The 25,235-nt window shown below is 46.1% G+C and carries 22 protein-coding genes and 2 pseudogenes; 12 read left to right on the top strand and 12 right to left on the bottom strand.

The genetic code is table 11. The features are described 5' to 3' along the window. Positions 1-12: 12 nt before the first annotated feature. The 6 genes and pseudogenes from FM037_RS22980 to lptD all read right to left on the bottom strand — a co-directional run bounded on the left by FM037_RS22980 (position 13) and on the right by lptD (position 6,909). The gene (locus tag FM037_RS22980; RefSeq protein WP_144047921.1) at positions 13-837 is read right to left on the bottom strand and encodes a symmetrical bis(5'-nucleosyl)-tetraphosphatase; all 825 of its coding nucleotides are present in this window, start codon (positions 835-837) and stop codon (positions 13-15) included. A gap of 19 nt (positions 838-856) precedes the next feature. Next, positions 857-1,237, bottom strand: a complete 381-nt coding sequence (gene apaG / locus FM037_RS22975; protein WP_144047920.1) for a Co2+/Mg2+ efflux protein ApaG — start codon at positions 1,235-1,237, stop codon at positions 857-859. A gap of 97 nt (positions 1,238-1,334) precedes the next feature. Further along, entirely contained in the window at positions 1,335-2,153 is an 819-nt protein-coding gene (gene rsmA, locus FM037_RS22970; protein ID WP_144047919.1) for a 16S rRNA (adenine(1518)-N(6)/adenine(1519)-N(6))-dimethyltransferase RsmA, read from the bottom strand. 11 nt (positions 2,154-2,164) lie between these two features. Then, the gene (gene pdxA / locus FM037_RS22965; RefSeq protein WP_144047918.1) at positions 2,165-3,151 is read right to left on the bottom strand and encodes a 4-hydroxythreonine-4-phosphate dehydrogenase PdxA; all 987 of its coding nucleotides are present in this window, start codon (positions 3,149-3,151) and stop codon (positions 2,165-2,167) included. Positions 3,152-3,156: 5 nt separating this feature from the next. Beyond that, positions 3,157-4,460, bottom strand: a pseudogene (gene surA, locus FM037_RS22960) (peptidylprolyl isomerase SurA). Positions 4,461-4,584: 124 nt separating this feature from the next. After that, the gene (lptD, locus tag FM037_RS22955) at positions 4,585-6,909 is read right to left on the bottom strand and encodes an LPS assembly protein LptD (protein ID WP_144047917.1); all 2,325 of its coding nucleotides are present in this window, start codon (positions 6,907-6,909) and stop codon (positions 4,585-4,587) included. Between the two features lie 153 nt (positions 6,910-7,062). Here lptD and FM037_RS22950 point away from each other — a divergent pair. The 8 genes and pseudogenes from FM037_RS22950 (at position 7,063) to FM037_RS22915 (ending at position 14,729) form a co-directional block, all read left to right on the top strand. Then, positions 7,063-8,081 (top strand): annotated as a pseudogene (locus tag FM037_RS22950) (aminoglycoside phosphotransferase family protein). Further along, positions 8,078-8,764: an N-acetylmuramate alpha-1-phosphate uridylyltransferase MurU gene (murU, locus tag FM037_RS22945; protein WP_144047916.1), complete on the top strand. Its 687-nt coding sequence runs from the start codon at positions 8,078-8,080 to the stop codon at positions 8,762-8,764. The pseudogene FM037_RS22950 and the gene murU overlap by 4 nt, the downstream one beginning before the upstream one ends. 65 nt (positions 8,765-8,829) lie before the next feature. Further along, entirely contained in the window at positions 8,830-9,609 is a 780-nt protein-coding gene (gene djlA, locus FM037_RS22940) for a co-chaperone DjlA (RefSeq protein ID WP_144047915.1), read from the top strand. 61 nt (positions 9,610-9,670) lie between these two features. Continuing rightward, on the top strand, positions 9,671-10,300 hold the full coding sequence (locus FM037_RS22935; protein ID WP_144047914.1) for an outer membrane beta-barrel protein: 630 nt from the start codon (positions 9,671-9,673) through the stop codon (positions 10,298-10,300). A gap of 38 nt (positions 10,301-10,338) precedes the next feature. Then, complete coding sequence (locus FM037_RS22930) at positions 10,339-11,310, top strand: D-2-hydroxyacid dehydrogenase (protein ID WP_144049093.1); 972 nt, start codon at positions 10,339-10,341, stop codon at positions 11,308-11,310. A 310-nt stretch (positions 11,311-11,620) separates the two neighbouring features. After that, on the top strand, positions 11,621-12,013 hold the full coding sequence (locus tag FM037_RS22925; protein WP_144047913.1) for a DUF3302 domain-containing protein: 393 nt from the start codon (positions 11,621-11,623) through the stop codon (positions 12,011-12,013). Position 12,014: 1 nt separating this feature from the next. Further along, positions 12,015-13,151 (top strand): HlyD family secretion protein, encoded by a 1,137-nt coding sequence (locus FM037_RS22920; RefSeq protein WP_144047912.1) that lies wholly within the window; start codon positions 12,015-12,017, stop codon positions 13,149-13,151. Positions 13,152-13,259: 108 nt separating this feature from the next. Beyond that, positions 13,260-14,729 carry an AAA family ATPase gene (locus FM037_RS22915; RefSeq protein WP_144047911.1) on the top strand — a complete coding sequence of 490 codons (1,470 nt, stop codon included), beginning with the start codon at positions 13,260-13,262 and terminating at the stop codon, positions 14,727-14,729. 240 nt (positions 14,730-14,969) lie between these two features. Here FM037_RS22915 and FM037_RS22910 read toward each other — a convergent pair whose 3' ends face one another. Next, complete coding sequence (locus FM037_RS22910) at positions 14,970-15,509, bottom strand: DUF4136 domain-containing protein (RefSeq protein ID WP_144047910.1); 540 nt, start codon at positions 15,507-15,509, stop codon at positions 14,970-14,972. Positions 15,510-15,679: 170 nt separating this feature from the next. Here FM037_RS22910 and FM037_RS22905 point away from each other — a divergent pair, with 170 nt between their 5' ends. Then, a complete protein-coding gene (locus tag FM037_RS22905; RefSeq protein ID WP_144049092.1) occupies positions 15,680-15,991 on the top strand; it encodes a DUF1289 domain-containing protein in 312 nt (103 codons plus the stop codon). A 10-nt stretch (positions 15,992-16,001) separates the two neighbouring features. Here FM037_RS22905 and FM037_RS22900 read toward each other — a convergent pair whose 3' ends face one another. The 5 genes from FM037_RS22900 to FM037_RS22880 all read right to left on the bottom strand — a co-directional run bounded on the left by FM037_RS22900 (position 16,002) and on the right by FM037_RS22880 (position 20,413). Beyond that, complete coding sequence (locus FM037_RS22900) at positions 16,002-17,282, bottom strand: ATP-binding protein (protein ID WP_144047909.1); 1,281 nt, start codon at positions 17,280-17,282, stop codon at positions 16,002-16,004. A 39-nt stretch (positions 17,283-17,321) separates the two neighbouring features. Beyond that, the gene (locus FM037_RS22895; RefSeq protein WP_077754570.1) at positions 17,322-18,035 is read right to left on the bottom strand and encodes a response regulator; all 714 of its coding nucleotides are present in this window, start codon (positions 18,033-18,035) and stop codon (positions 17,322-17,324) included. Next, positions 18,035-18,448, bottom strand: coding sequence for a DUF3019 domain-containing protein (locus FM037_RS22890; RefSeq protein ID WP_229380991.1), 414 nt, complete (start codon positions 18,446-18,448; stop codon positions 18,035-18,037). Before FM037_RS22890 ends, FM037_RS22895 begins: the two co-directional genes overlap by 1 nt. Before the next feature lie 23 nt (positions 18,449-18,471). Beyond that, the gene (locus FM037_RS22885; protein ID WP_144047907.1) at positions 18,472-19,353 is read right to left on the bottom strand and encodes a MipA/OmpV family protein; all 882 of its coding nucleotides are present in this window, start codon (positions 19,351-19,353) and stop codon (positions 18,472-18,474) included. A gap of 220 nt (positions 19,354-19,573) precedes the next feature. Next, on the bottom strand, positions 19,574-20,413 hold the full coding sequence (locus FM037_RS22880) for a LysR family transcriptional regulator (RefSeq protein WP_144047906.1): 840 nt from the start codon (positions 20,411-20,413) through the stop codon (positions 19,574-19,576). A gap of 165 nt (positions 20,414-20,578) precedes the next feature. On the opposite strand from FM037_RS22880, the gene FM037_RS22875 reads away from it, so the two are divergent. The 3 genes from FM037_RS22875 to FM037_RS22865 all read left to right on the top strand — a co-directional run bounded on the left by FM037_RS22875 (position 20,579) and on the right by FM037_RS22865 (position 25,175). After that, positions 20,579-21,754 carry an acyl-CoA dehydrogenase gene (locus FM037_RS22875; RefSeq protein WP_144047905.1) on the top strand — a complete coding sequence of 392 codons (1,176 nt, stop codon included), beginning with the start codon at positions 20,579-20,581 and terminating at the stop codon, positions 21,752-21,754. A gap of 72 nt (positions 21,755-21,826) precedes the next feature. Next, positions 21,827-24,070: a dehydrogenase E1 component subunit alpha/beta gene (locus tag FM037_RS22870; protein ID WP_144047904.1), complete on the top strand. Its 2,244-nt coding sequence runs from the start codon at positions 21,827-21,829 to the stop codon at positions 24,068-24,070. A gap of 1 nt (position 24,071) precedes the next feature. Further along, positions 24,072-25,175 (top strand): ACP S-malonyltransferase, encoded by a 1,104-nt coding sequence (locus tag FM037_RS22865; protein WP_144047903.1) that lies wholly within the window; start codon positions 24,072-24,074, stop codon positions 25,173-25,175. Positions 25,176-25,235: the final 60 nt, after the last annotated feature.

Here is a 25,235-nt window from a genome sequence, read left to right as displayed (position 1 = left end):
TTATGGGCTAGTTTAACTCTTTTTTAACTTATTTTGGGTAATTTTTTGATCTGACTCCATATGCCATAACGTCAGATGCTCCCCCCAGCAACAGCCGGTATCCAGAGCATAAATGTTAGCACTTTCCACTTTACCCATCACAGTGGCCCAATGACCAAAGACTAAGGTGTGTGTTTTCTTGGTTAACCCATCACAGTTAAACCAAGGTGTCAGGCTGGGATCGAGGCAATCGCTCGGAGATAACTTACAATCGAAATCCAGCCCACCGTCAAGGTGTAGAAAACGCATGCGAGTCAAGGCATTGATACAATATATGTTCCCTTGTAATTCTGAGGCGTTAGTATCCCAAATATTAGCTTCTTTGGTGTACATTTTTGCGATCAAAGATGGAATATAATCTTGGGCTGTTAAGGCATTACTGACGCGTTGAGCCTGGCTTCTTAGGGTCTGAATATCCCATTGGGGAGGGACGCCCGCATGAGTCATCACGATATTATGCTCGGGAAGCTCCTGCACCAGAGGTTGTAACCTTAGCCAACCAATCAATGAGCCTAAATCGGCCGCTTCCAGGAGTGCTCCCAGCTGGTCTTTAGGGTTTACACGTTTAATTTTTGCCGACACCGCCATAAGGTGGAGATCATGGTTGCCCAATACTACCTTAGCCGAACCATCAAGCTGCTTGAAGTATCTTAGGGTGGGAAGTGAACCCGGGCCTCTGGCAATGAGATCGCCGACGGCCCACAGCACATCTCTGGAAGGGTTGAAATCAACTTTGGCAAGCACTAGCTCTAGCTCTTCAAAACACCCCTGAATATCGCCGACAAAGTAGTTAGCCATCTAGTACAGCGCCTTTAAATTAGTGAAGTAACCCTGGAACGGATAATCTAAATGGATGAATTGTAGCTTGGAATTGTTCACCGTCATCGGTCACCATAGTGTAGGTGCCTTGCATGACTCCTAGCGGTGTTTCCAGAACCGTGCCACTGGTATATTGGTATGCGGTGTCAGGTTCTATTCTCGGGGTTTCACCGACTACACCAGCGCCTTGAACTTCACTCTTATGGTCATTAGCATCGGTTATACGCCAATGGCGACTTTCTAATGTGACCGCAGCTTGTCCTAGGTTGATGATGGTGATGGTATATCTAAAAAGGTATCTCTCTTCTTTGGGAGATGACTGTTCTTCAATATATTCAGTTATTACTTCAACCTTGATGGTCGACCCGAGCTCAGACATAAGTTACCTTTATGACAAAAGAAAGGAGGGCAAGCCCTCCGATTCTATTTCTATGTATTCTTGTGTTCATTCACAATCAAGAGTCCGAGAGAATGAACTAAGTTTGCTCATCAGCCTTCTTCTCTAAGAGCATGTTCGCCATAGCAACATATTGCTCAACTGAGATCTGTTCGGGTCTCAATGATGAATCTATGTTGAGACTCAGGAACTCTTCATCAGAAATCATATGCTTTAAGTTATTACGTAAGGTCTTGCGACGCATGTTGAAAGCCGTAGTCGTCATATGTCTAAGAAATTCGACATTTTTACATGGCCAAGGTTTCTGTTTGTAAGGGACTAATCGCACGACTGCAGAATCTACCTTAGGCGCTGGTGTAAAACACCCAGGTGGTACTTCGAGTACCGGCATAACCTGGCAATGATACTGAGCCATAACGGTCAAGCGACCATAGGCCTTAGTTCCGGGAGTGGCAGACAGCCTTAATACGACCTCTTTTTGTAGCATAAAATGCATGTTCTTGATGTGTTCGGCAAATTCGAACAGATGAAACATCAAGGGAGTAGAGATGTTATAAGGCAAGTTGCCGAAAACTTTAAGTTCTTTGCCTTCTTCTATCAGTTGGCTGAAATCAAAATTTAGGGCATCCCCCTGATGGATTTCTAATTTATGTTTCAGAGTCGGGTGCTCTTGTAGCCTTGCAACCAGATCTTTATCTAGCTCAACCACAGTCAACTTATCTATGGAACTGGCAACCGGCTCTGTAAGTGCGCCTAGACCCGGGCCAATTTCGACCATGACATGATCATTGTCCGGTGCGATAGCACCAACAATACGGTTTATGACATTATGATCAGTCAGGAAATTCTGTCCGAAACGTTTTCTGGCGGTATGGCCTAAATGTACTCTATTACTCATCTGCTATTCTATTATCCAGCTTTTACTGCCAAATCTATGGCTTTGTTTAGTGCGCAGACGAAGCTTCCAATGTCTGCAGTACCCGTTCCGGCGAGATCTAGCGCTGTGCCATGGTCGACGGAGGTACGAATGTAGGGGAGTCCTAAGGTAATGTTGACCGAACTACCAAACCCCTGTGATTTAAGTACTGGAAGGCCTTGATCGTGATACATGGCGAGTATCACATCAGCATCTTCGAGATACTTAGGTTGGAAAATGGTGTCAGCCGGCAGTGGACCTACGATACTCATGCCAAGTTCACGTAACTCTTCGAGTGCCGGGATAATGGTATCGAGTTCTTCACGGCCCAGATGACCATCTTCTCCTGCATGGGGGTTGAGTCCACATACATATATTTTGGGTTGCTCTATTGCAAACTTATCGATGAGATCTGTATGCAATATTTTTATTATCTGATGTAGGCGGTCACGAGTGATCGCTTTAGACACATAGGCCAAAGGGATATGCGTAGTCACGAGTGCCACATGCAATCCTGGAGCCGATAACATCATGACCACATCCTGGCAATTTGCTTGATTAGCAAAAAACTCGGTATGACCGCTGAATGGGATCCCAGCCTGGTTAATGATCCCTTTATGCACTGGACCCGTCACCACGGCGTCGAACTCGCCATTCATATTTTTCTCACCGGCATAGCGTAATGTGTCGACGACATAAGTGCTATTTTGTTCATCGAGTTTACCGCATACACTGGCAACAGCCAGAGAGAATGGGGCGATAGTCAAGCTGCCGACTTCCTGCGCCTTAGGCGCTTGGTTTGGCTGATAGGGCCGAAGTTGAAGTGGCAGGCCGAGATTCTTGGCTCTCGATGTTAATAAATCAGGATCAGCACAAACAACTAGCTCAGCAGGCCAAGCCTGCTGAGCTAGTTGAATAACTAAATCTGGACCGATACCTGCGGGTTCACCCGCAGTTATGGCAATACGTTTAGTCGTCAATACGTTTAACCTCTATTGAAATCAGCTTCAAAAACTTCGATATAAGCTTCTGCTCTCATCTCGTCTAACCAAGTCTGTAGCTCTTCATTAAATTTACGACGGAAGATAAGTTGATGTGCTTTATTGGTATTAAATTTATTCGTCGCATCTGTTCTGCGACGTTCTTCTAACTGGACTATGTGCCAGCCATGGCTAGAGCGGAAAGGCTCACTGATCTCATTGACCTTAAGTTCTTTCAGCGTCTGAGAAAATGCCGGAACATAACTCGTTGGATCGGCCCAACCGAGTTCACCGCCTTTGGTCCCAGAACCCGGATCTTCTGAATACTGGCGAGCAAGAGCTCCAAAGTCGGCATCACCTGCGCGGATCTGCTTCACAAATTTATCTAGCATGGCCTTAGCCCGCTCTTCTGAAAGAATAGGTGAAGGCTTAACTAAAATGTGGCGAGAGCGTACTTCATCAACTTCTTTGGTTTGTAGGCCTCGAGCGTCCATCACCTTGATGATATGGAAGCCTGCTCCACTTCTGATCGGACCTATTATATCGCCTTTCTTGGCATCGGATAACACTTCAGCGAAAAGAGTCGGCATCTCGTTGATGTTCATATAGTCCCAGATACCCCCTCGAGGGCTTTGGGGCCAGCGGAAGCCGCGATAGCCGTACTGCGAAAATCTCCACCATCTTTAACACGACCCAATACTTTATTGGCACGGTTACTCGCTTTTTCCAGTTGCTCACTAGTGGGATTATTGGGTATCTCAATCAAGATATGGCCTATTTGGAACTCAATCTGTTTCAACCCCTGTTCTTCAATCATGCTAACCAGGTTGTTGATCTCTTGTGGTGACACCTGAATGCGGCGCTGTACTTGAATGCGCTGAATTTCACCTAAGGTGATCTCTTCCCTTAATTGCTCACGATATTGACCCCAACTCATGCCTTCGCTGCTAATTTTTTGTCTCATCTGCTCGACGGTGAGCTTCTGCTCCTTGGCGATATTACCTATGGTTTGATCTAACTGTAGGTCACCGATATGAAGGCCTATTCTATCGGCCATCTGCATCTGCAGGCGCGTCATGATTAAACGCTCGATAACTTGGGTTCTTAAAGCTTGATCCGAAGGCAGAGATTGACCCGCTGCTGTGGCATTAGCCTTAACAGTTGCCAGCATGTTGGTGACTTCACTCTCCAGAATGATGCCTTCATTTATCTGCACCGATACCCGGTCTAATGTCGTGTTTTCGGCTTGAGCCATGTGGCTCATGGCCAAGGTAAGAATCGCAATAATCAAATGTTTACAGGGTTTCATCCACAAAAATCCTTGGCATATTAATATCAGCTGCAGCGTAAATTAGTGCTGACTGGAAAATCTATTTCATGATTGGACTATAAGTCTTTCTCATGGTTCATAACAATATCAATTAATTGTTTAACTAGTTTTTAAGGTATAAAGGTTTTCTATAGTTAAACAACCCATCATCTAGCATATCAGTCACACCCAATGGGCCGGAACCACCTAGTCCCTTTATCACGAAGTTAAGGTAAATTCCTTTTTCAAATAGCTCTCTGTCATCCACTATTGGGTTAAAGTCATCTTCATAATTGGTCTTGATTCGGTAATGATAACTTAAACGTATGGCCCAGCAACATGATTCGTATTGGAAGCCAGCGTATGTCTCAACGTTGCGGCTCTCATTGAGATCATAATACCAGTTTCCAACCAAATAGAGATTATCACTCACAGGCCAGGCACCTCGCATGCCAGCCTGAGATATGTCGACAGACTCATTGGTGTTGGTGTTGAGCAGGTCGGGCACATAGCGATAACTCAGTTGCAGTAGCTTGTTCGCCCCGGGACGAAAATCTAAAGTGACTTCACTCTTCTTGTTTTCACTCTGCTTAGTATCATACTGAATTGCTCCACTCATATACCAGTCTTTGTAGATTTGAGTACTCAATTCTGCCGCTAGAACAGAGTTAGAAGTATTTTCCTGAGTGAAGGTTTGAGTCGACATTCCGGGTTCATTGATCCCGACGCGGCTATCTTGAAAATAGAATATTTGTCCCAGACTAAACTTAAATTTCTCCACATTATGTTCGTCAAACAAACGAGTGGTTAATCCTAAGGTCATCTGGTTCGCATCGGCGATTCTATCGAGCCCAGAGAAACGTCTCTCTCTAAACAGGCCGTAATAATCCTCCTGCAGTTGGGCTGTATCATAGATACCGATATTAGATTGATCTTCATAACCCACGTAGAGGTATTGAAACTGTGGCTCTAAGGTTTGGCGATAATTTTCATTGAAGTAGTCTGTAAAACGCTCGAAGTTAACCTGGCCATGGATACGAACCTGAGGCAAGGTACGGCTGACTTGATCGTCTAACTCCTCGTTTTTGGGGTTACCTTGGTCATCCTGCCAATAATAGGTCTGTAATAGTTTGACTTCACTGGTTAATGAGCCCGCTGGTCCCTGGATCGGCAATGAAATGCTCGGTTCTATATGGAGACGAGTCGCGGTGGAGAATTCATTTTCTTGATGTTTGAAATTGGTAATTTCACTCATCAAATCAAAATCTAAGCCATTCCAGAGTGACGGTGCACGGTAGTTAAAGTTCAATTGTGGCATGACCTGATACGGGATCTCATCTTCTCCCAACACCTTGATGTCCTGTACTCTGGCGCTAAAGTCCCAATTTTTTTCAAAATAGCTGATCTCACCTATGCGTGATAGCTGGTTATCGGTTGCAGATTGGACATCCGAGTTCATGTCGTTGAAATAGTTGTTATCGGAAACTTGGGTGAAATTGGCTAATACTCGCCAATTTTCGTTGATTGCGCCCTTGTGCTGCCAATGATAGAGATAACGATCTGCGTTGTTGCTCATCATGTTATCGTTGCCCAAGTATTCGACGTTGATCTGGCCTTGCTGTGATTCACCGGCTAAATATCTGAAGTCAGTCTTTAGAAATAAGCCTCGAGCCGACATGTAATGAGGTGTAAAGGTCAGATCGTATTCGGGGGCTATGTTCCAATAATAGGGCGTCGCAACCTCGACACCATTGGTGGTGCTGGTGCTGAATTGCGGGAAAAGAAAACCGGATTTACGTTTATCCGATACCGGGATCGTCATGTAAGGGATATAGAGTATAGGTATACCGCCAATTTTTAGCTTGGCATCCCAAAGCTCCCCCCACTCTTCTGTACTGTCGATCTTGATTCTTTCGGCTTCGAGCAACCAGGAAGAGTCTCCCGGAGGACAGGTAGTGAAATTTGTCTTGGTGAGGTGTAAGTTGTTATCGGGCGTTATTTCAAGTTTTTCAGCATCACCGTGGATCTGTTGACCATGAAGCCAGTACTGGGCACCGGTAAGGGTGGCACTATTATCTCGCATCTGAGCCACAAGTGAATCAGCTGTGATGGTGAACATCTGATCCTGAAAGACTAAATTTCCATTAGCATCCAGGCGCTCACTCTCTTGATCGAGTATGGCCTCATCTGCTGCTATATGGCGGCCGCCTTGGCTGAATGAGACGTTGCCATTAAATTTGGCTTGCTTGCCCATCTGAGCTTCCGAGCGATCTGAGAGTATGCGTATCTCTTGAAGCGCTAATTCAGAGGCGTCGGGATCTAAGTTGGCCATTCTAGGCACAGGAGGCTCTACCAAGCATTGTATGCTGGCATCGGGCTCGGAGGTGGTTTCTTCAGCCAAGACTAATTGGGGAAGTAGGCTTAATGCCAAAAAATATCGGATATGCATCTTAAGTCGTTTATTATGATTTCTTAGTCTGGACAAATATTGGTGAGAAAAGTTGCACTTTTACCAGGCAACTCAGCTAAATATCAACAATGAGCTTTTTAGCTAATTCCATTTTGCTTTATAATAAAGCAATTTTTACGTAAGAGCCATGAGGTGCCCTTGTCAGATCTTAGATTTCTTCAGTTAAATACATGGCTAAACCAAGTTTTTGCTACTCAATTACACCCATCTCTTATCTCTGGAGATGCGAGTTTTAGACGCTACTTTAGGGTGTTTCATGATGAGAAGAGTTACATAATAATGGATTCGCCACCAGAACTTATCCCTGTGACTCCATTTATAAAGTTAGCCAAAGCCTATGGTGATCTTGGTGTTAATGTCCCGCAAGTTATTGAATCAAATGTTGAAGATGGTTTCTTACTCTTGAGTGACTTGGGGATGTTCAGCTTATTTCACGGCTAAACGATGAGAGCGTCGCAGCATATTACTCTCGTGCATTAATGCTTTTAGACAAGTTTGCTGCTTTCAAGGAAAACGCTGAAGTGGGCTTACCCCTGTATGATTCAGACTTCGTTCACAGAGAGTTAGATATTTTTACCGATTGGTTGATAAAACATCATCTGAAGTTAGTTATTGATACAGATACCCGAAAGATGCTCGAGCAGGCCTTTGATTTGTTAGTGGCAAATGCCGAAGAGCAGCCAAAAGTGGGTATGCATAGAGATTATCACAGCCGCAATTTGATGCTCACTGCCGATGAGTTTGGCATTGAGCAGCTGAGTGTGATTGATTTTCAAGATGCCGTCATAGGCCCGGTGACATACGATGCTGTGTCACTATTGCGGGATTGCTATATTCGTTGGCCCGATGCGCTGGTAGAGGGCTTGATGAAAAAGCACTATGTTAGTCAGCAACAAGCCGGTCTAGTTGACAGTTCGATAACCTTAGAGACGTACCGTAGATGGTTCGACCTGATGGGGATACAGAGGCATATTAAGGCGGCAGGTATCTTTGCCCGCTTGAACTATAGAGATGGCAAGCCTGCCTATATGGCAGACATTCCTATGACACTGACCTATATCGGTGACATCTCGGCACGTTACCCTGAGCTAGAGGACTTTAGCGCTTGGGTGGCTACTACCTTAGTGCCCGCATTTGAGGACAAACAATGAAGGCGATGATACTTGCGGCTGGGCGAGGCGAGAGGCTGAGGCCGCTAACCGATTCTCTGCCTAAGCCCTTGGTGCGTGTCTGTGGCAAACCTCTGATTGTCTATCATATAGAGCGACTCGCTGCAGTGGGGATCGATGAGATAGTGATCAACCATGCCTGGCTGGGGGAGAAGCTAGTCGAGCAGCTTGGTGATGGCAGTCGCTGGGGCATTCGATTGCACTATAGTGCGGAGAAGAGTGCATTAGAGACTGGCGGAGGCATTAAGCGTGCACTGCCTCTGCTTGGCGACGAAGCATTCTTGGTGATAAACGGCGATGTGTATATGGATGATCTTCCTCAAGATATTGAGGCTGCTCTGGTGCAGATCAATGCCGGAAAATTGGCTCACCTCTGGTTAGTGGATAATCCGAGTCAGCATCCCCAGGGTGACTTTCCTCTGTATCATGGCTTGGTTGATGCGCATAGAACCGCTGGAGAGATGGCGTTGACTTTTTCTGGACTGGGTCTGTACCATCCTTCGCTATTCGATAACTCCCCCGAAGCAGGCTTCCCATTAGCACCGTTATTGCGGGAGAAGATGTCATCTGCTTTGGTATCTGGTAGTCATTACTCTGGCTATTGGTGTGATGTGGGCACAATAGAACGACTCGAGGCTCTGGAGCGTCGATTACAAGCAAACTAGTGTGATTCTTGTATTTGATATTTGTCACTGTGATAACTTAATTTTTGATAGCTAAGGTTTTTTAGATGCGTATTTGGGGTAAGTTTTTTGGTTTCGCCATAGGTTTTATGTTTGGTCGAATCATTGGAGGCCTGATTGGTCTCTGGTTAGGCCATTTATTTGATAAAAAGAGCGCTCAGTTGAGTGGCATCATAGGCAAAGGTGCCAATAGGCAGACACTTTTCTTTAATACGACATTTGCTGTGATGGGGCATGTAGCGAAAGCATCGGGTCAGGTGACTGAAAACGATATTCGTATCGCGACTATGTTGATGGATCAGATGCAGCTCAAAGGTGAGGCAAGGCAAGAGGCTCAGAGGGCATTTAGCGAAGGTAAAGCCAGTGATTTCGATATCAAGGCTTGTTTAAAAACCTTTAGAATTATCTCCATGGGGCGTAAAGAGTTATTGCAGATGTTTCTGGAAATTCAGATCCAGACTGCTCTGTCCGACGGTGAGCTCGACCCCAATGAACACGCGATCTTACTGACTATAGCCCAGGAGCTAGGCTATAGCCGAAGCCAGTTAGATGAGTTGCTTAAGCGTTGGCAAGCCGAGTTTAACTTCCATAAAGGAGGCAATGGCAGTCAGACGAGTATCGAAGATGCTTATGATCTCCTGGGCATGGCCGAATCATCATCGGACCAAGAGGTCAAACGTGCTTATCGTAAGCTGATGAACGAGCATCACCCAGACAAGCTAGTCGCTAAAGGACTTCCTGAAGAGATGATGGAACTGGCCAATCGTAAGGCGCAAGATATACAACTCGCGTACGATCGGGTTAAGTCAGACAGAGGCATGCGTTAGTCTTGTTTGCGTTAACTCGGCTTATGGTGTGATAAGAAAACAACCACAAAAGGGAAGGGATATGAAAAAGTATACTCAGTTACTGCTCACGGCTTGGATTAGCACCGGTGCCTTGTCTGCGGCATCCGCATCGGCCGAAGTTTTTGTGGCCCCTTTTGCTGGTTACAGCTTTGCAGCCAGCGAGTTCGATGTGACTCAGACTGATACTAATGAGCAGGGGAAAGTCAAAATTGCTGAATCGGCTAATTATGGTGTGATGTTCGGGGTTACCACAAAAGATCCCGGTAATATCTATTTTCTCTATAGCAGTCAGAGTACAGATCTTCGAAGCGGCGGTAACTTTAGTCCGGATTCAGTCATAGATCTGACTGTCGATTACTTTCATATAGGTGGATCGCTATTCTTTCCTAATGGTCATTTTAAGCCTTATGTTACCGCGAGTGTGGGCGTGACTAATATGCGCCCCAGTGGCGATTATTCCAATGAATCACGTTTCTCCATGGGGTTTGGTGCCGGGCTTGAGTATGAAGTGACTTCTACTGTTTCACTGTTTGCCGATGCCAGAGGCTATGCTACTTTCATCAGCAGTGATAACGCACTTTTTTGTAATGGCGGTCAGTGCATATGGAATATCAATGCCGATATCATGTGGCAAGGACAAGTCAATGCAGGAGTTAAGTTAACCTTCTAACCGACGTTTGGTGTCAAGAATAGAGTGAGGGAGTGATGATGAAGATAGTTGTACTGGATGCCTATACCTTAAATCCTGGTGATCTAAGCTGGCAAGCGATCGAGCAATTCGGTGACTTGACCTGCTATGACAGAACCGAGCCCGAGCAAATATTTTCCCGGGCAAAGGATGCAGAGGTCTTATTCACCAACAAGACCATAATCGATAAGAATACGCTGACTCTATTACCTAAACTGAGGTACATAGGCGTTCTGGCAACTGGGACCAATGTTGTCGATCTACATGCCGCAAAAAATCAAGGCGTAGTGGTCACTAACGTACCCGCTTATGGCCCGGATGCGGTCGCTCAGATGGTGTTCGCCCATATTTTGCATCATACCCAGAGAATTGCTCTTCATCATGAGGCGGTAGTTAATGGTGTCTGGTCAGATTGTGATGATTTTTGTTTCACCCTGTCTCCATTACAGTCTCTAAAAGGCAAGACTATCGGCTTGATGGGTTATGGCGCCATAGGTCAGCGGGTTGCCAATATCGCCCTGGCGTTTGGCATGAAGGTCATGGTTAACACCCGCAGCCAGCTAACAGCTCTTCCTGCCGGCATAGAGTGGAGTGGATTGGAGCCGCTGATCTCCAAGGTCGATATCCTCTCACTACACTGCCCGTTAACCGAGGCTAGCGATAAGGTCATTAACAGCAGAAGCCTTAAGCAGATGCGCTCTAGCGCTATATTAATCAATACCGCTAGAGGTGGGTTAATCGATGAGGCTGCTTTAAAGCAAGCCTTGGCCGATGGCGAAATAGCGGCTGCCGGCATCGATGTGCTATCGACCGAGCCACCCGAGAAAACGAATCCACTGCTCAGCGCTAAGAATATCAGCATCAGCCCCCATAACTCATGGGCGACGCTGGAGGCCAGACAAAACTTACTCAATATCGCGAGTCGAAACCTGGAGTGTTTCCTATCCGAAGCCAGTAAGCCTGATGGAAAGTTTGACAATCAGGTCAATTAATACCATTCCTAATATTTTGTCGCTAAAACGAGGGCCTACCTTTCTTATAATGCCCACCTCATTAAATATCACTTCTCTTAGGCTGTGAATCAGTATTTATTCATTGCCTAATTTATCTCCTCACTTGTTACTTCTTACTCATATTTCTCATTTGGTATTATCTGCATTGCTGTGTTCGAGTTCAAAATTGCTGGTATTGATAACAAAATGTTGAGAGAATGTTTTTTCTGCGCAACCGTGTATTAACTAATGATAATGACGACCTAAATGTTGAGGATACTGGATAATATTTAGGTATAAGGAGAGAGTCGTGTTTCTAGATTACTTTGCATTGGGCGTGATTTTCTTCGTCGCTATATTCATATTCTACGGAATCATAGTCATTCATGATATTCCCTACGAGATTGCCAAAGAGCGTAACCATCCGCAACAAGATGCGTTGCATATCGCCGGCTGGGTGAGCTTGTTTACCTTGCATGCAATTTGGCCATTCTTATGGATTTGGGCAACCTTGTATCGAGAAGACAGAGGCTGGGGCTTTAACAATGTGGTGCAGCGAGAGCTGGCATTGGAAGATGAAGTGAAACAGCTTAATAAGACAGTTGCTCAATTAGAGATTCGACTTCTGTCCATAGAACAAGGCTCAACTAAGCCTAATGAACAAGCTGTTGTAGCGGCTTCAACGAATGGCAAGGAGGCATAAGATGGATCTGTTACTTATTCTTACCTATACCGCTATCTGTATCGCGATATTTAAGATTTTTAAAATCCCACTCAATAAGTGGACTGTGCCAACGGCTATTCTTGGTGGTGTCTTCATCGTTGGTGCGCTCGTGCTCTTGATGAACTATAACCATCCTTACACACCTTTTGCGAAAGAATACTTCGTCACAACCCCAATTAACCCGGCGGTTAAAGGTGTCGTCATCAGTGTTGAAGTAAAACCCAATACTCCGATAAAGAAGGGCGAGGTGTTATTTAGACTCGATCCGACTCCTTTTGCCGCTATCGTTAAGCAGAAACGTGCCGCATTACTTGCCGCTGAGCAGGAAGTGCCGCAACTAGAGGCTGCCTGGAAAGCGGCAACGGCCAGCGTTACACGCGCCGTTGCCGATAAAGATAGGACTAAGTCGGCCTATGATCGTTATGCCAAAGGGAAGAAGCGGGGCGGTGTAAACTCGCCATTTACCGAACTTGAGCTGGATAATAAGCGTCAGCTCTATCTCTCTTCTGAAGCTCAGCTAACGGCAGTCAGAGCCGATGAACTGAGAGTGCGCCTCGCCTTCGAATCTAATATAGATGGGGTCAATACTAAGGTTGCAGGTATTCAGGGTGAGTTGGAGAAAGCTCAGTTCGATCTCGATATGACCGTCGTCAGGGCGCCAACCGATGGCATAGTGACTCAGATGGCTTTACGTCCCGGTATTGTTGCCGTGCCCATGCCGCTACGCCCCTTGATAAGCTTTATTCCCGATGAGCAGAAAATGTTTGCTGGTGCTTTTTGGCAAAATTCACTCTTGAGACTGAAAGAAGGGGATGAGGCCGAGGTGATTTTAGATGGTGCTCCCGGGCAGGTATTTAAGGGCAAGGTTGCTAAGATCTTACCCGCAATGGCAGAAGGTGAGATTCAATCATCCGGCGCACTCATCTCTTCGCGTCACCTGATGCAGCGTGGCCGTGTTATCGTCTTGATAGAGCTTGATGATCATGAGATAAGAGATAGATTCCCCGCAGGTGTTTCGGGACAAGCGGCTATCTATACCGATCACTTCTCCCATGTGGCTATTATGCGTAAGGTGTTATTGAGAATGCAGGGATGGCTGAACTATGTGTTTCATTAAACCAAAAAATTTAATGTGAGCTAAAGTGGATGATTAAAGGGACCGAGTGTCCCTTTTTTATTCACTGCTTTTTGTAGATAAATAATGTTTTAGTTAGAAGGAGTTAGGATGCAAGATATCAGGGATCTTACTGGGGTATTGAGATCTAATACTCCGATAGTGATCATCGAAACCTATGAGGAATATCGGGTCATCGAGCTGCTTAAAAGGGTATCGGCAGTCCTCTATCAGCCATTGTTTACCTGGAGCATTACTCAAGGTTTGACCCGAGTCGATCGCGCCATGGGGACACAGAAATTCAACAGCGAGCCTGCCGATATTTTAGGTCAGATAAAATCCACGCCACAGCAAGGCATCTACGTCTTGTGTGATTTCCACCCCTTCGTCGATAACGCGCCAAAAAATGTGCGTTTACTCAAGGAGATAGCACTCGAGTATGAATCACTTAAGCATACTATCGTCTTAGTCAGTCATGCTTTCGAGATCCCACCTGAGATCCAAAGGTATTGCGCACATTTCAGGCTCTCATTGCCTAACACTGAGCAATTACAAAACCTGATCTATGAACAGGTGGAACAGGTAAAAAGTGAAGGCATGATGCTAACGGTCGATGATTCGGCGGTTGAGCTGCTGGCGAGTAATCTGCGCGGCCTCACCTTCGATGATGCAAAGCGATTGGCCCATAAGGCCATAGTCGATGACGGTGCGATTACTCATTCGGATGTGGATATGGTGAATCGTGGCAAGTTCAAATTACTCGATATGGAAGGTGTGCTGCAGTTTGAATATGACACCAGTGATTTCTCTCAGGTTGCTGGCTTGCATAATCTTAAGAACTGGCTCAAGCAGCGGATACCATCGGCTCAAACCCGCTCCTTAGAGGATCAACCTAAGGGTATTCTATTACTCGGCGTACAGGGAAGTGGCAAGAGCCTGGCGGCAAAGGCTGTGGCAGGAATGTGGCAAAGGCCCTTGCTTAGGATGGATATGTCGGCCCTTTATAACAAGTACATAGGTGAAACGGAAAAGAACCTGCGTAATGCCTTGGAGCTTGCGGATTTGATGTCTCCCTGTGTGCTGTGGATAGATGAGATTGAGAAAGGGTTGAGCAGTGGCAGTAGCGACGATGGCACCTCAAAACGGATATTGGGTACTATCTTGACCTGGATGGCGGAGAGAAAGTCTGATGTCTTCCTGGTGGCAACCGCTAATGATATTTCGGCATTGCCTCCCGAGTTGATGCGCAAGGGGCGTATGGATGAGATCTTCTTCGTCGACCTACCCGATGATGAAGTACGTCAGGCCATCTTTCTTATCCATGCTAAGCGCCGTGGATTGGATGTTAGCCGTTTAGATCTGGCTCAGTTATCTAAAACGAGCCTAGGTTTTTCCGGTGCAGAGATCGAACAGGCCGTTATTTCGGCAATCTATAGTGGCAAAGCGACCGAGAGAGAGGTCGATCAGGCACTCTTGATCCAGGAGTTAATGAAGACCCGGCCATTGTCTGTGGTAATGCGTGAGAAGCTGCAGGCATTAAGAGATTGGGCTTCGGGCCGAACCGTGAATGCTCACAGGTAGTACACTTCTACTTTGAATAAGGGCATGATTATTTCTTGAACTAGGATAGGTGTCGTACCTGGATATGGGTATCCCTCCGGTTTTAAGGAAGCTCACTTAAAGTTGTCTGTGCTGGATACCGACAAGCAGAACCTGCGAATGCTCATTAGTTACTTGCTGATTTTATCTCCGGATAAAAACAGTTATCCGGTTCAGGCGAGTTAGCTCAAATACCTGTATTCGAGTCATGCTCGCCACGGGTCATTTTGTGTGAGGTGGGAATTGAGATAAGATTTTGGCGACGGTTTTCTTAGTTTCTTCGGTTTTCTTCTCACCGCCTGCATCGATGTTAAATTTATCTGTGCCGCGCCAGATCAATTTGTTGGTTTTCGGGTTGATTATATCTATCTGTATGGTCTGGATTTGAGCTGTATCACTGCCAATAGGGACGCCCACACTGGTTCCGACACTCACGCCACCACCACTGCCCCAAGTGCCTGTTCCTAAGCCTATGGATAGACCGGACTTCTTTGGCTTATCTTCTACTTTGAAGGAGTAAGTGACGTTAAAGTCAGCTTGCTGTTGAACCATCACAAACCCTTGGTTGCTTAGTGCTGCAGCGATCGAGTCCTCGATGCGCGATGAGCTTAGTGGGTAATCATTTTGGGAGGGAGAGACGGTTTCGAAGCTGTTGAGCTGGCTAAAATCATATTCGGTATCATAGTCACTCTTAGGCTTGCTGGTACAGGCACTAAGCATTAAGCATGAAATGAGCAGGGGGATGAGGGCTGGGATCTTCATTTTGTTGCTCCTAAAAACATTTCTTCCAATTTGAGACTAACCGGCTCTATAAGCAAGGTATTTTATTCAAGCTTAATCTTGGCTAGTGTGAAAATTAGCCAGTTTAGGGTAAATAAGTTATGTTTAAACTAATACTCTTTTAAACAGGTGATCCGCCGATAAGTGTAATGATGGAACAACTAGAGTTTTTTGAGATCTCCAGCCCATGTATCGGTGTGTGTCAAACCGATGCCAGAGGCTACTGCAAAGGCTGTTTACGTAGCAGAGATGAGCGCTTTAATTGGCTTGAGTTTTCTAATACCAAGAAAACTGATGTGATCCGTCTGTGTAAACAGAGAATACGCCGTAGAAAGCTTGTTATTCTCAAAGCTAGAAAAGCTCATCTCACTCAAGAGCAGGCTCAAATTAATCCCGTTTTAGACTTTGGGACTCATGAAGACGCTGAACTTAACTTAGCTCTCGATGATTTTTCATTAGATTGAGTCGCATTCTCTATTTAGCTGTTCTTGTTGACTTAATTTCTGGCCAGTACAAGGTAAAACAGGTGTGTCCTGCAGTGCTTTCGAGTGTCACCTTACCCTCATGTCTGTCCATGATACGTTTGATTATCGCTAATCCTAAGCCGTGGCCTTTATTACCATTCTGAACCGATTGGCTGCGGTAGAAAGGTTCAAATATCTTACCTTGATCTTCAATTGGGATCCCTTGACCATCGTCTGTGATTGATAGAGACACTTGTCGTTCACTCTGCTCAATTTCGACCTTAATAGATTGACGACCAAATCGTTGTGCGTTGGTGATTAAGTTTTGTATGGCTCTCTCTACCAAAAGGGGATCACCCATGATGAAGGCAGGCTTATCAGATTTTTTTAATGTGATTGGCGCACTGACGCTTGAAGACAGTTTTTCGACAGTGTGCTCGGTTAGAGCCTCAAGGTCGCAATGTTCAAATTGAACATTTTTCTGTTTCGACTCTAGGCTTGCATAGGTTAATAGCTCTTCAAGTAAGTTCTCCATCTCTTTGACATCTTGCTGCATTTCATCGAGAAATTCTTCTCTGCGTGCTGGATCTGAGTTGGGTTGGCAATATTGTGGCATTAGCGCTAAAGCAAATTTAAGTCTGGCCAGAGGCGTACGGATCTCATGGGAGACGGCATTGGATAAGTGCTTTTGATTTTCGATCAGTGTGCTGATCTGTTGTGACATTTCGTTAAACGTGATCGCTAGAGGCAATACCTGAGAGCGAGGTGAAAGTTCTATTTGAGTATCCCATTTAGCTTGGCCAAATTCACGAGTCGCACTCTTTAGGGTCTTGAGATCTCTCGACAGGGGCCAGACCCATATCAAGGCGACAAAGGCTAAAGATAGATAGAAAAATAGCGTAAACAAGCCTCTTAGGCGAGCTCTGGGATCGATCTCAATGGGGCCAGCGATCAATACCTGTTGGCCGACTTTAATGAAGTGGAGTTCGTGATGATCACCTTGGGATGTGATGAGTAAGTGCTCAGAAGTTAACTCGCTCTCTGGCGATAGAGCGATCTGACTGGCATCGACTAATTTGAGTGGATATTCGGAGTTGTGATCGAGTTGTTCCAGATATCTTTCGCGGTCTTGCTGTGGAATTTTTGCCAGCAGCTGAGCAAATGCAACCAGTGGTGCATCCATTGCACCACTGTCTTCGACACTGTTCTGCCAAATACTGTCGAGTGTCCAGCCTATCCCTAAGAAGCTAAGGCTTACCAATAGGTAGAGGCTGATAAAAAGTCGCTTCAACTTTTAGTTCCGTAAAATTAACTGTCGGCTAATCGAGACTTAGCTAGTCCAAGCTTCTGGTGCAAACAGATAACCTTGGCCCCAAACTGTCTTGATCCTGAATGGTGTTTCAATATTATCCCCTAATTTCTTTCTCAAGCGAGAGATACGCACGTCAATTTTTCTGTCTTTACCATCGAAATCGATATTGAGTAGGTATTGATAGATATATTGGCGGCTCAATACTTGCCCGGCTTGAGAGGCCAGTAGCCATAAAAGTTCGAATTCATGGCTAGTCAAGTCGACCTCAATATCGCCCAAGCGAATCGCTTGCGTATGAGGATCTATGCTGAGTTTACCAAAACTTAAACAGTGAGACTCCACTTTTGGTGGCTTAGCGGTACGACGTAGTAGATTGTTAATCCTAGCGATAAGCAGAGCCGGATCCACTGGTTTAACCACGTAATCATCGGCGCCAAGCTCTAAGCCTTTGATCTGATCTTCATTAGAGCCAAGTGCGCTCATCAGTAAGATAGGACCGGCAAAGTAATCGGGTAGTTTCTCACACAGGGTTAGGCCGTCCATTCCTGGCAGCATGATATCTAGCAAGATGATATCGGGCTTATAGTTGATCAACCGAGTTAATACAGTATCTCCTCGGCGTTCGACTTCAACATGCATTCCATGCGACTTTAAATAATCCACAATCAAATTGGCAAGACGAATATCATCCTCTACCAGTAATACTCTATGGGTAGATTGGGGGTCGGTCATTAGAATAAACTCCATGGGTTGCGGTAGCGTCGTCGCACTTTTGGCTCTGCGGCCGGTGTGACTTTGAGTTTGACTCCAGCTAGTGTTTGGTGTGTTTCTTTATCAATCATCACAAATTGAATATCGTCAGTTGCACTGATGGTTAATGTTAATGAATGAGTTTCCGCTGACTCGGCACACCACTTTGCCATCTCTTTGTAGTCAGACAAGATACAGATGGGTCTAAAAAATTCATTTTCCCACTCTAGCACTAAGGTAAGCTCGCATACATTTTCATCTGCAGATGTGATGCAAAACTCAGGGGAAAGTTTGAGTATGGAACCTAGTTCTTCATCCTCATCTGCGGCAACGACAGAGCCACTCAGCAGTGAGAGAGTAAAAATTCCAATGGGTAACAATCTAAATAATGACACTAATACCTGATTCAACACGTGTATTAAAACCTATAGGCAGTGCCGACAAAAAAGGTACTGGTATAATCTTCATTCAGCAGGGGACTCGCAACAATTTCATCGGCGATTTGAGTGTACCTTGCCAGAAAAAGCAGCTCCCAATGTTTCGTTAATACATAATGGCTGGTCAATTCTATGCCTGTATTGATGGCCGATTTCGCCTTGTAATGTTCACTCCAGTGAGCACTTTCAGAGGGCCTGATACCGTAATAGTAGTCAACGACATCTTCACTTTTCCAATCGAGTACTAGAGCCAATTCAAATTTCCACTCATCTATCGAAAGGTTGTAAAGCCACTTTAATTTGGCTTCTGTGCCTTGGTGAACATTGAGCAGATCGTGGGCCAGGGACAGGTTGAGTATCCCTATGCGAGTGTATATATAGGCTTCAACCCCACCAAGATAGGTAAAATGGCGAGTCTCGAGTTCATCGGCAGTGGGGACGCTTTGCTCTTCTCCCATAACTGTTACTTGAGTCTTGGTAGAAAAAGCACTTGGCTCGAATTTATTGCTCCCTGTAAGAAATATGTTAGCGGGATCCCAGCGATGGAAAAAGGCGCTGTCTGCACTGAAACTGGTGGTTAGATTTATGGTGTATTTTTCATCTTCGACTAATGTATAGCCAATATTACCATTGTCGAAATACCAAGAATCGCCGTAATAAGCGAAGGTCGGCACTAAGTAGATAGGTATATCGTCATAATCTTTAAGAGGATTACTGCGTGAGCCATAACCGAGTGCCAGGCCTATATCCCATCTGCCTATTTCGATACATTCATATTCGCTTCCGCAGGAGTCGACCGTATCGGCCCATGCAGAAATAGGAAAGAAAATACAGGTTAGCAGGAGCATAGTTAGGTTTTTCATCTTGCTCGTTTATATACTCATCACAGAATTAACATATTGAGTAACAGAGTATCACCTGTGGTAGTTTTAGGGGTTTTTTCACTTCATTTGATGCAAAGTGATACAGTCTGGGTGCTATTGTTTCTCTCAGGTATGCCTTATGTTTTTCATTGTGAGTTGTACGGTGGCTTAGGGTTGCTGCCATGTTTTTTCTTTGTATTGTTTCTAGCCACTTTCTCGCTTAATGCCTGGGTTGTTTGCATACTTGGAGTAATTGAACTTGTTGCTCATTTAAGCTGGTATCTCTAGGTAGGGCTAACCCAACAGTTCTCTTAAGCTCAATATCCTGAAGTGGTCTAAAGGTAATATTTCTCTGTTCAAGCAAAGCGGGGAGAGCTGGCACTAAGGCGATACCCAGACCAGCTGCGACTAAGCCAACCGCGTATTCGACGGTCTGAATTCTCGCTCTTACCTGTACTTGTATACCTTCCAGATCCATCAATTGTTGCAGACTCGACAGTGCCTCACAGGGAGCTCGGTGAATAAAGGCTTGTTGATCTAAATCCTGTAGGCTTATTTGTGTTTGTAAACTCAAACTGAATGAGGAAGGAATGGCCAGTAGATAGTCATCATGCCAAATAGGATAAAAATCTTCCCTTCTGGTCAGATCGCTGGTGGTAATGATCCTCGCTTCGGCATCTTCATTGGCTTCTACCAGAGTGAGCTCCATATCGGCACAGGCGTTGGTAAAATCTTTCAGCAACCCACTCATCCTATGGACTCCTAAGGAGCGAATCAATCCGAGTCTAAAGGGAGTCTGCTCTTGAGGTTGTTTGAACAGAGATTCGATGGCCTGAGATTCATTGAGCAGTTTCTGCGCCAGAGGATAAAGCCTAAGCCCCGAGTCTGTCGGACTGACACCTTTTCCATGACGATGGAATAGTTGAGTATCTAGCCGAGTCTCCAATTGCGATATTGCGGCTGAGATGGAGGGCTGAGCGATAAAACACTCTTTGGCGGCACCGCTAATGCTGCCTCTCTCTACCACAGCGACAAAATATCTGAGCGATCTTAGATTCAAGTTAACCTCTAGGTCAGGTATAGGCATTGCCTATAGATGATAAAGAAAAAGAATATTTCTCCTAATGGCTAATTATGCCTATGCTAAGAAAATTAGGAAATGGTTATTTTGTATACCCTTAATTCTCTATTTTCAACAATCAGTAACAAATCAAAGGACAATATCATGGCAAGAGTGCATTTCGATTGGACCGATCCCCTGCAGTTTAACGCCTTACTCTCGGAAGAGGAGCGCATGATCCGCGACAGTGTTCACGATTATGCTCAGGACAAACTCATGCCCAGGGTGTTGATGGCCAACCGAAATGAGCACTTCGATCGGGAGATCATGAATGAGTTAGGCGAACTCGGCTTACTGGGAGCCACCTTGCCTGAAAAATATGCCTGTTCCAATGTCAATTATGTCAGTTATGGCCTGGTGGCTCGTGAGATTGAGCGCGTCGACAGTGGCTATCGTTCAGCCATGAGTGTGCAGTCCTCCTTAGTCATGCACCCCATCTATGCTTACGGTAGTGAAGAGCAGAGGCTCAAGTACTTGCCTAAATTGGCTAAAGGGGAGTGGATTGGTTGTTTCGGTTTGACTGAGCCCGATGTTGGCTCAGATCCCGGTGGAATGAAGACTCGCGCCGAGCGTATCGATGGCGGCTATCGCCTCAATGGTGCCAAGATGTGGATCACTAACTCACCCATTGCCGATGTGTTTATTGTCTGGGGTAAGCTCGAAGGAAAAATCCGTGGCTTCATCCTGGAAAAAGGCATGAAGGGCTTGAGTGCGCCTAAGATTGAAGGCAAGTTCTCCCTTAGAGCTTCCATCACAGGCGAAATTGTGATGGATAATGTCGAGGTACCTGAATCTGCGTTATTACCCAATGTCGAGGGGTTGAAGGGCCCCTTCGGTTGCCTGAACAAGGCTCGTTACGGTATCGCTTGGGGCGCACTTGGCGCCGCTGAGTTCTGTTGGCATGCTGCACGCCAATACACCTTGGACAGGATCCAGTTTAACCGCCCTTTGGCGGCAAATCAGTTGATCCAGAAGAAATTAGCGGATATGCAGACCGAGATCACCTTAGGCTTATTTACCTGCTTACAGGCGGGACGTCTGATGGATCAAGATGCCTTACCTGTAGAGGCTATCTCGCTGATAAAGCGCAATTCCTGTGGCAAGGCGTTAGATATCGCCCGTATGTCTCGGGATATGCACGGTGGTAATGGTATATCAGATGAGTTTCATGTCATACGCCATGTCATGAATCTGGAGGCGGTGAATACCTATGAGGGCACTCACGACATACATGCACTTATCTTAGGTCGAGCGCAGACCGGCATTCAGGCATTTGGATAAGTAGCAAAAAAGGAGCCTAAGGCTCCTTTTTTGTCTCTAGTATTGGAATTGGTATCATCATAGGTAAGTATTATGGAAGATAGAGCCCAGGTATTGGATCGTCGTTTCCTCGAGCGAGTACAAAAGCAGGAGTTTAGCGATATCGGCGAAGGTTGGGACCACCACAAATTAGGTTTAGCCGACAGTGATTTCATCGGCATGTTCGAGTCTCAGCTTAAGAGCCGCTTATTGGATCTCGAATCGAGGAAAATGAAGGGCCGCAATCAGGGGTTCTATACCATAGGCAGCTCAGGGCATGAGGGAAATGCCGCCTATGGACTGGCTTTTAAACCCACAGATATGGCGTTTCTGCATTACCGCAGCTGTGCCTTCATGCTGGAGCGGGGTAGACAGGTCCCGGGTGAGACCTTGTTATACGATATCTTGCTGTCATTTGCAGCATCCAGTGACGATCCGACCTCGGGTGGCCGTCATAAGGTGCTTGGCAGCAAACGCCTTAATATCCCGCCGCAGACTTCGACCATTGCCTCTCACCTTCCTAAAGCCGTTGGAGCAGCCTTGAGCATTCCGTTAACAGAGCGACTGTCATTGGCATCGAACATGCCTACAGACAGCGTAGTCTTGTGTAACTTCGGCGATGCTTCGGCCAATCATGCCAGTGCCCTGAGTGCGATAAATTCGGCTTGTTGGGCCGCGTACCAACAAGTGCCTATGCCCCTGGTGTTTATCTGTGAAGACAATGGTATCGGCATATCCACACCGACTCCCAAGGGCTGGATCTCGGCTAACTTCAGTCAGAGACCTGGACTTAAGTATTTTTCTTGTGACGGTAGGGACATTCTCGACTGTTATAAGGTCAGTAAGGCGGCGGCTGACTTTGCTCGTATGCATCGAAAACCTGTATTTTTGCATGTTCGCACCGTTCGCTTGATGGGCCATGCAGGCAGTGATGCCGAGATAGCTTATATGAAGAAACAGCAGATCTTCGATAATGAATCTCAAGATCCCTTATTGGTCACGGCTCAGCAACTCATTGAAGCGGGAGTGATGAATAGCGAGCAGATAGTCTCTCTCTATCTCAGCCTCAAGGCGCGTATTCAGGCCATTTCTCGTATCGTCGTGACAAAGCCAAAACTCAGAGACGTGACTCAGGCTATGGCGGCGATTGTGCCGCCAAAACGTAGGCTAGAACCTGTAGCTTACTTGGACCTGGAGCGCAGAAGCACCTTATTGAAGGCGGATAAACAATCCCTAATTAAGCCATTGCACATGGGTAAGATGATCAACTTGGCGTTGACAGAGTTGATGGCCAGGTACAGCAATATTGTGGTGTGCGGCGAGGATGTGGGTAAGAAAGGCGGTGTGTACCATGTAACTTCACGTCTGGTTGAGCGCTTCAGTCCTAATCGAGTGATCAATACCTTGTTGGATGAAACCTCTATCTTGGGTCTCGCCATCGGCATGGCTCATAACGGTATCTTGCCAATCCCAGAGATCCAATTTTTGGCCTATGTACACAATGCCGAAGATCAGATAAGAGGCGAGGCGGCGACCTTGCCTTTCTTCTCCGATGGCCAATTTACCAATCCTATGGTGATCCGCATCGCGGGCCTGGCTTATCAGAAAGGCTTCGGTGGGCATTTTCATAACGACAACTCCTTCGCCGTGTTCAGGGATATCCCCGGACTCATCATCGCCTGTCCGTCAAATGGCCACGATGCGGTCGAGATGCTGAGGGAGTGCGTTCGCTTAGCCCGAGAAGAGCAGAGGGTGGTGATCTTCCTCGAACCTATCGCCCTGTATATGACCAAAGATCTGCACAATAAAGATGACGGCCTCTGGTCCAGCCGCTATCTGCCGGAACAAGAGACTGAGCCACTTGGGTTAGGTGAGATCGCTCAGTATGGTGAGGGGAGAGACCTATGTATCATCAGCTATGCCAACGGTTACTACCTGAGTCGTCAGGCGGAGAAGTTGTTAGCGGCAACGGGTCTTAAGGTGCGTGTACTCGACATTCGTTGGCTGGCGCCGCTGAATATTGAGGCTATTATCGACAGCGCCAAAGGGTGTCATCACATTCTGATTGTCGATGAATGTAGAAAAACGGGTTCCATCAGTGAGGCGTTAATCTCAGGTTTCCATGAAGCACTCGGCAATGAATGCCCACCACTGGCCAGATTGACTGCCGAAGATTGCTTTATCCCACTGGCTGATGCGGCAACTTTACCCCTACCTAGCAGAGATACCATAGTCGAGGCGGCTCTGGCCTTGATTGGTAGAGAGCTTAATCATCAGTTGCTTAAAGAGGCCTTGTAACATGACTATCAATATGGAAAAGCAAGTGGCAGCAAACGATCTGGCCGACCAAGTGATTAATAAACCAAGAGAGAGAGTCGTCGTCGTTGCCCCTGGCCGGGGTTGCTATAACAAGGATGAACTGGGATATCTGCAACGTTTTCATTCCGATAAGCAGGCGTTTATTGCAGCTATAGATCAATACCGAGAGGAGCTAAAACAGACGGGGATAGCTAAAATTGATGGCGCGGCTAAATACTCCTTTAAACAACATACGCCTGGAGAAAATGCCTCTGCCCTTATTTATGCCTGCTCTGTATGTGACTTTATGGATATCGATACCGAGCGCTTTGAGGTAGTTGCGGTAACCGGTAACTCCATGGGCTGGTATATTGCCATGGCCTGCGCAGGTGCTCTGGATGCCGATGCCGCCATCGATGTGATCAATACCATGGGGTCAATGATGCAAGATGGCCTCATTGGTGGCCAACTCATCTATCCCGAGGTAGATGCTCAGTGGAGACGCGACAGTGAAATATCTTCCCTTATCGACAGGACAATCGAGACCATCTGTGCTGAAGAGGGATGTGAACTTTTTACCTCTATCTACCTGGGAGGCTATCGGGTGCTTGCGGGAAATGAAGCCGGGCTGAAACGAGCCGAGGAGATGCTGCCCCAGGTGGATGAACGCTATCCTATGCGTTTATACAATCATGGTGCTTTCCATTCTCCCTTGTTAGAGCAAGTGTCAGAGAAAGGCTTCGCTTCTTTGGGGGAGTTTCTGTTTTCTAAGCCCCAGATTCCCCTGATCGATGGAGAAGGCAGAATTTGGACTCCCTATGGCGCAGATTGTTCGAAGCTGAGGGAGTACACCTTAGGGGAACAGGTCACTAAGCCCTATGATTTTTCCAAGGCTGTGCAGGTGGCGGTGAAAGAATTTGCCCCTGATAAGATTATCGTGCTTGGCCCGGGTAACACTTTAGGTGGGCCTACTGCGCAAGCGTTAATCGATATCAACTGGTTTGACTGGACGAGTAAAGGTAAGTTTTCTGCAGCTCAGCAAATATCACCGCAAATGCTAGCTATGGGCAATGAAGAACAGCGAAGTTTATGTAAGATTAAATAGGTGAACTTAGGCCATCGGAACCATACATACGCTTAAATAAGTGAACTTAGCCCATCGGTA

The sequence above is a fragment of the Shewanella psychropiezotolerans genome, from assembly GCF_007197555.1.
Classification (GTDB): domain Bacteria; phylum Pseudomonadota; class Gammaproteobacteria; order Enterobacterales; family Shewanellaceae; genus Shewanella; species Shewanella psychropiezotolerans.
This window is presented reverse-complemented; position numbering and strand designations above follow the sequence as displayed.

Coding starts and splice junctions, on each gene's coding strand:
- FM037_RS22980 (WP_144047921.1), bottom strand. CDS start 837: ATGGCTAACTACTTTGTCGGCGATATTCAGGGGTGTTTTGAAGAGCTA.
- apaG (WP_144047920.1), bottom strand. CDS start 1,237: ATGTCTGAGCTCGGGTCGACCATCAAGGTTGAAGTAATAACTGAATAT.
- rsmA (WP_144047919.1), bottom strand. CDS start 2,153: ATGAGTAATAGAGTACATTTAGGCCATACCGCCAGAAAACGTTTCGGA.
- lptD (WP_144047917.1), bottom strand. CDS start 6,909: ATGCATATCCGATATTTTTTGGCATTAAGCCTACTTCCCCAATTAGTC.
- murU (WP_144047916.1), top strand. CDS start 8,078: ATGAAGGCGATGATACTTGCGGCTGGGCGAGGCGAGAGGCTGAGGCCG.
- djlA (WP_144047915.1), top strand. CDS start 8,830: ATGCGTATTTGGGGTAAGTTTTTTGGTTTCGCCATAGGTTTTATGTTT.
- FM037_RS22935 (WP_144047914.1), top strand. CDS start 9,671: ATGAAAAAGTATACTCAGTTACTGCTCACGGCTTGGATTAGCACCGGT.
- FM037_RS22930 (WP_144049093.1), top strand. CDS start 10,339: ATGAAGATAGTTGTACTGGATGCCTATACCTTAAATCCTGGTGATCTA.
- FM037_RS22920 (WP_144047912.1), top strand. CDS start 12,015: ATGGATCTGTTACTTATTCTTACCTATACCGCTATCTGTATCGCGATA.
- FM037_RS22915 (WP_144047911.1), top strand. CDS start 13,260: ATGCAAGATATCAGGGATCTTACTGGGGTATTGAGATCTAATACTCCG.
- FM037_RS22910 (WP_144047910.1), bottom strand. CDS start 15,509: ATGAAGATCCCAGCCCTCATCCCCCTGCTCATTTCATGCTTAATGCTT.
- FM037_RS22905 (WP_144049092.1), top strand. CDS start 15,680: ATGGAACAACTAGAGTTTTTTGAGATCTCCAGCCCATGTATCGGTGTG.
- FM037_RS22895 (WP_077754570.1), bottom strand. CDS start 18,035: ATGACCGACCCCCAATCTACCCATAGAGTATTACTGGTAGAGGATGAT.
- FM037_RS22885 (WP_144047907.1), bottom strand. CDS start 19,353: ATGAAAAACCTAACTATGCTCCTGCTAACCTGTATTTTCTTTCCTATT.
- FM037_RS22875 (WP_144047905.1), top strand. CDS start 20,579: ATGGCAAGAGTGCATTTCGATTGGACCGATCCCCTGCAGTTTAACGCC.
- FM037_RS22870 (WP_144047904.1), top strand. CDS start 21,827: ATGGAAGATAGAGCCCAGGTATTGGATCGTCGTTTCCTCGAGCGAGTA.
- FM037_RS22865 (WP_144047903.1), top strand. CDS start 24,072: ATGACTATCAATATGGAAAAGCAAGTGGCAGCAAACGATCTGGCCGAC.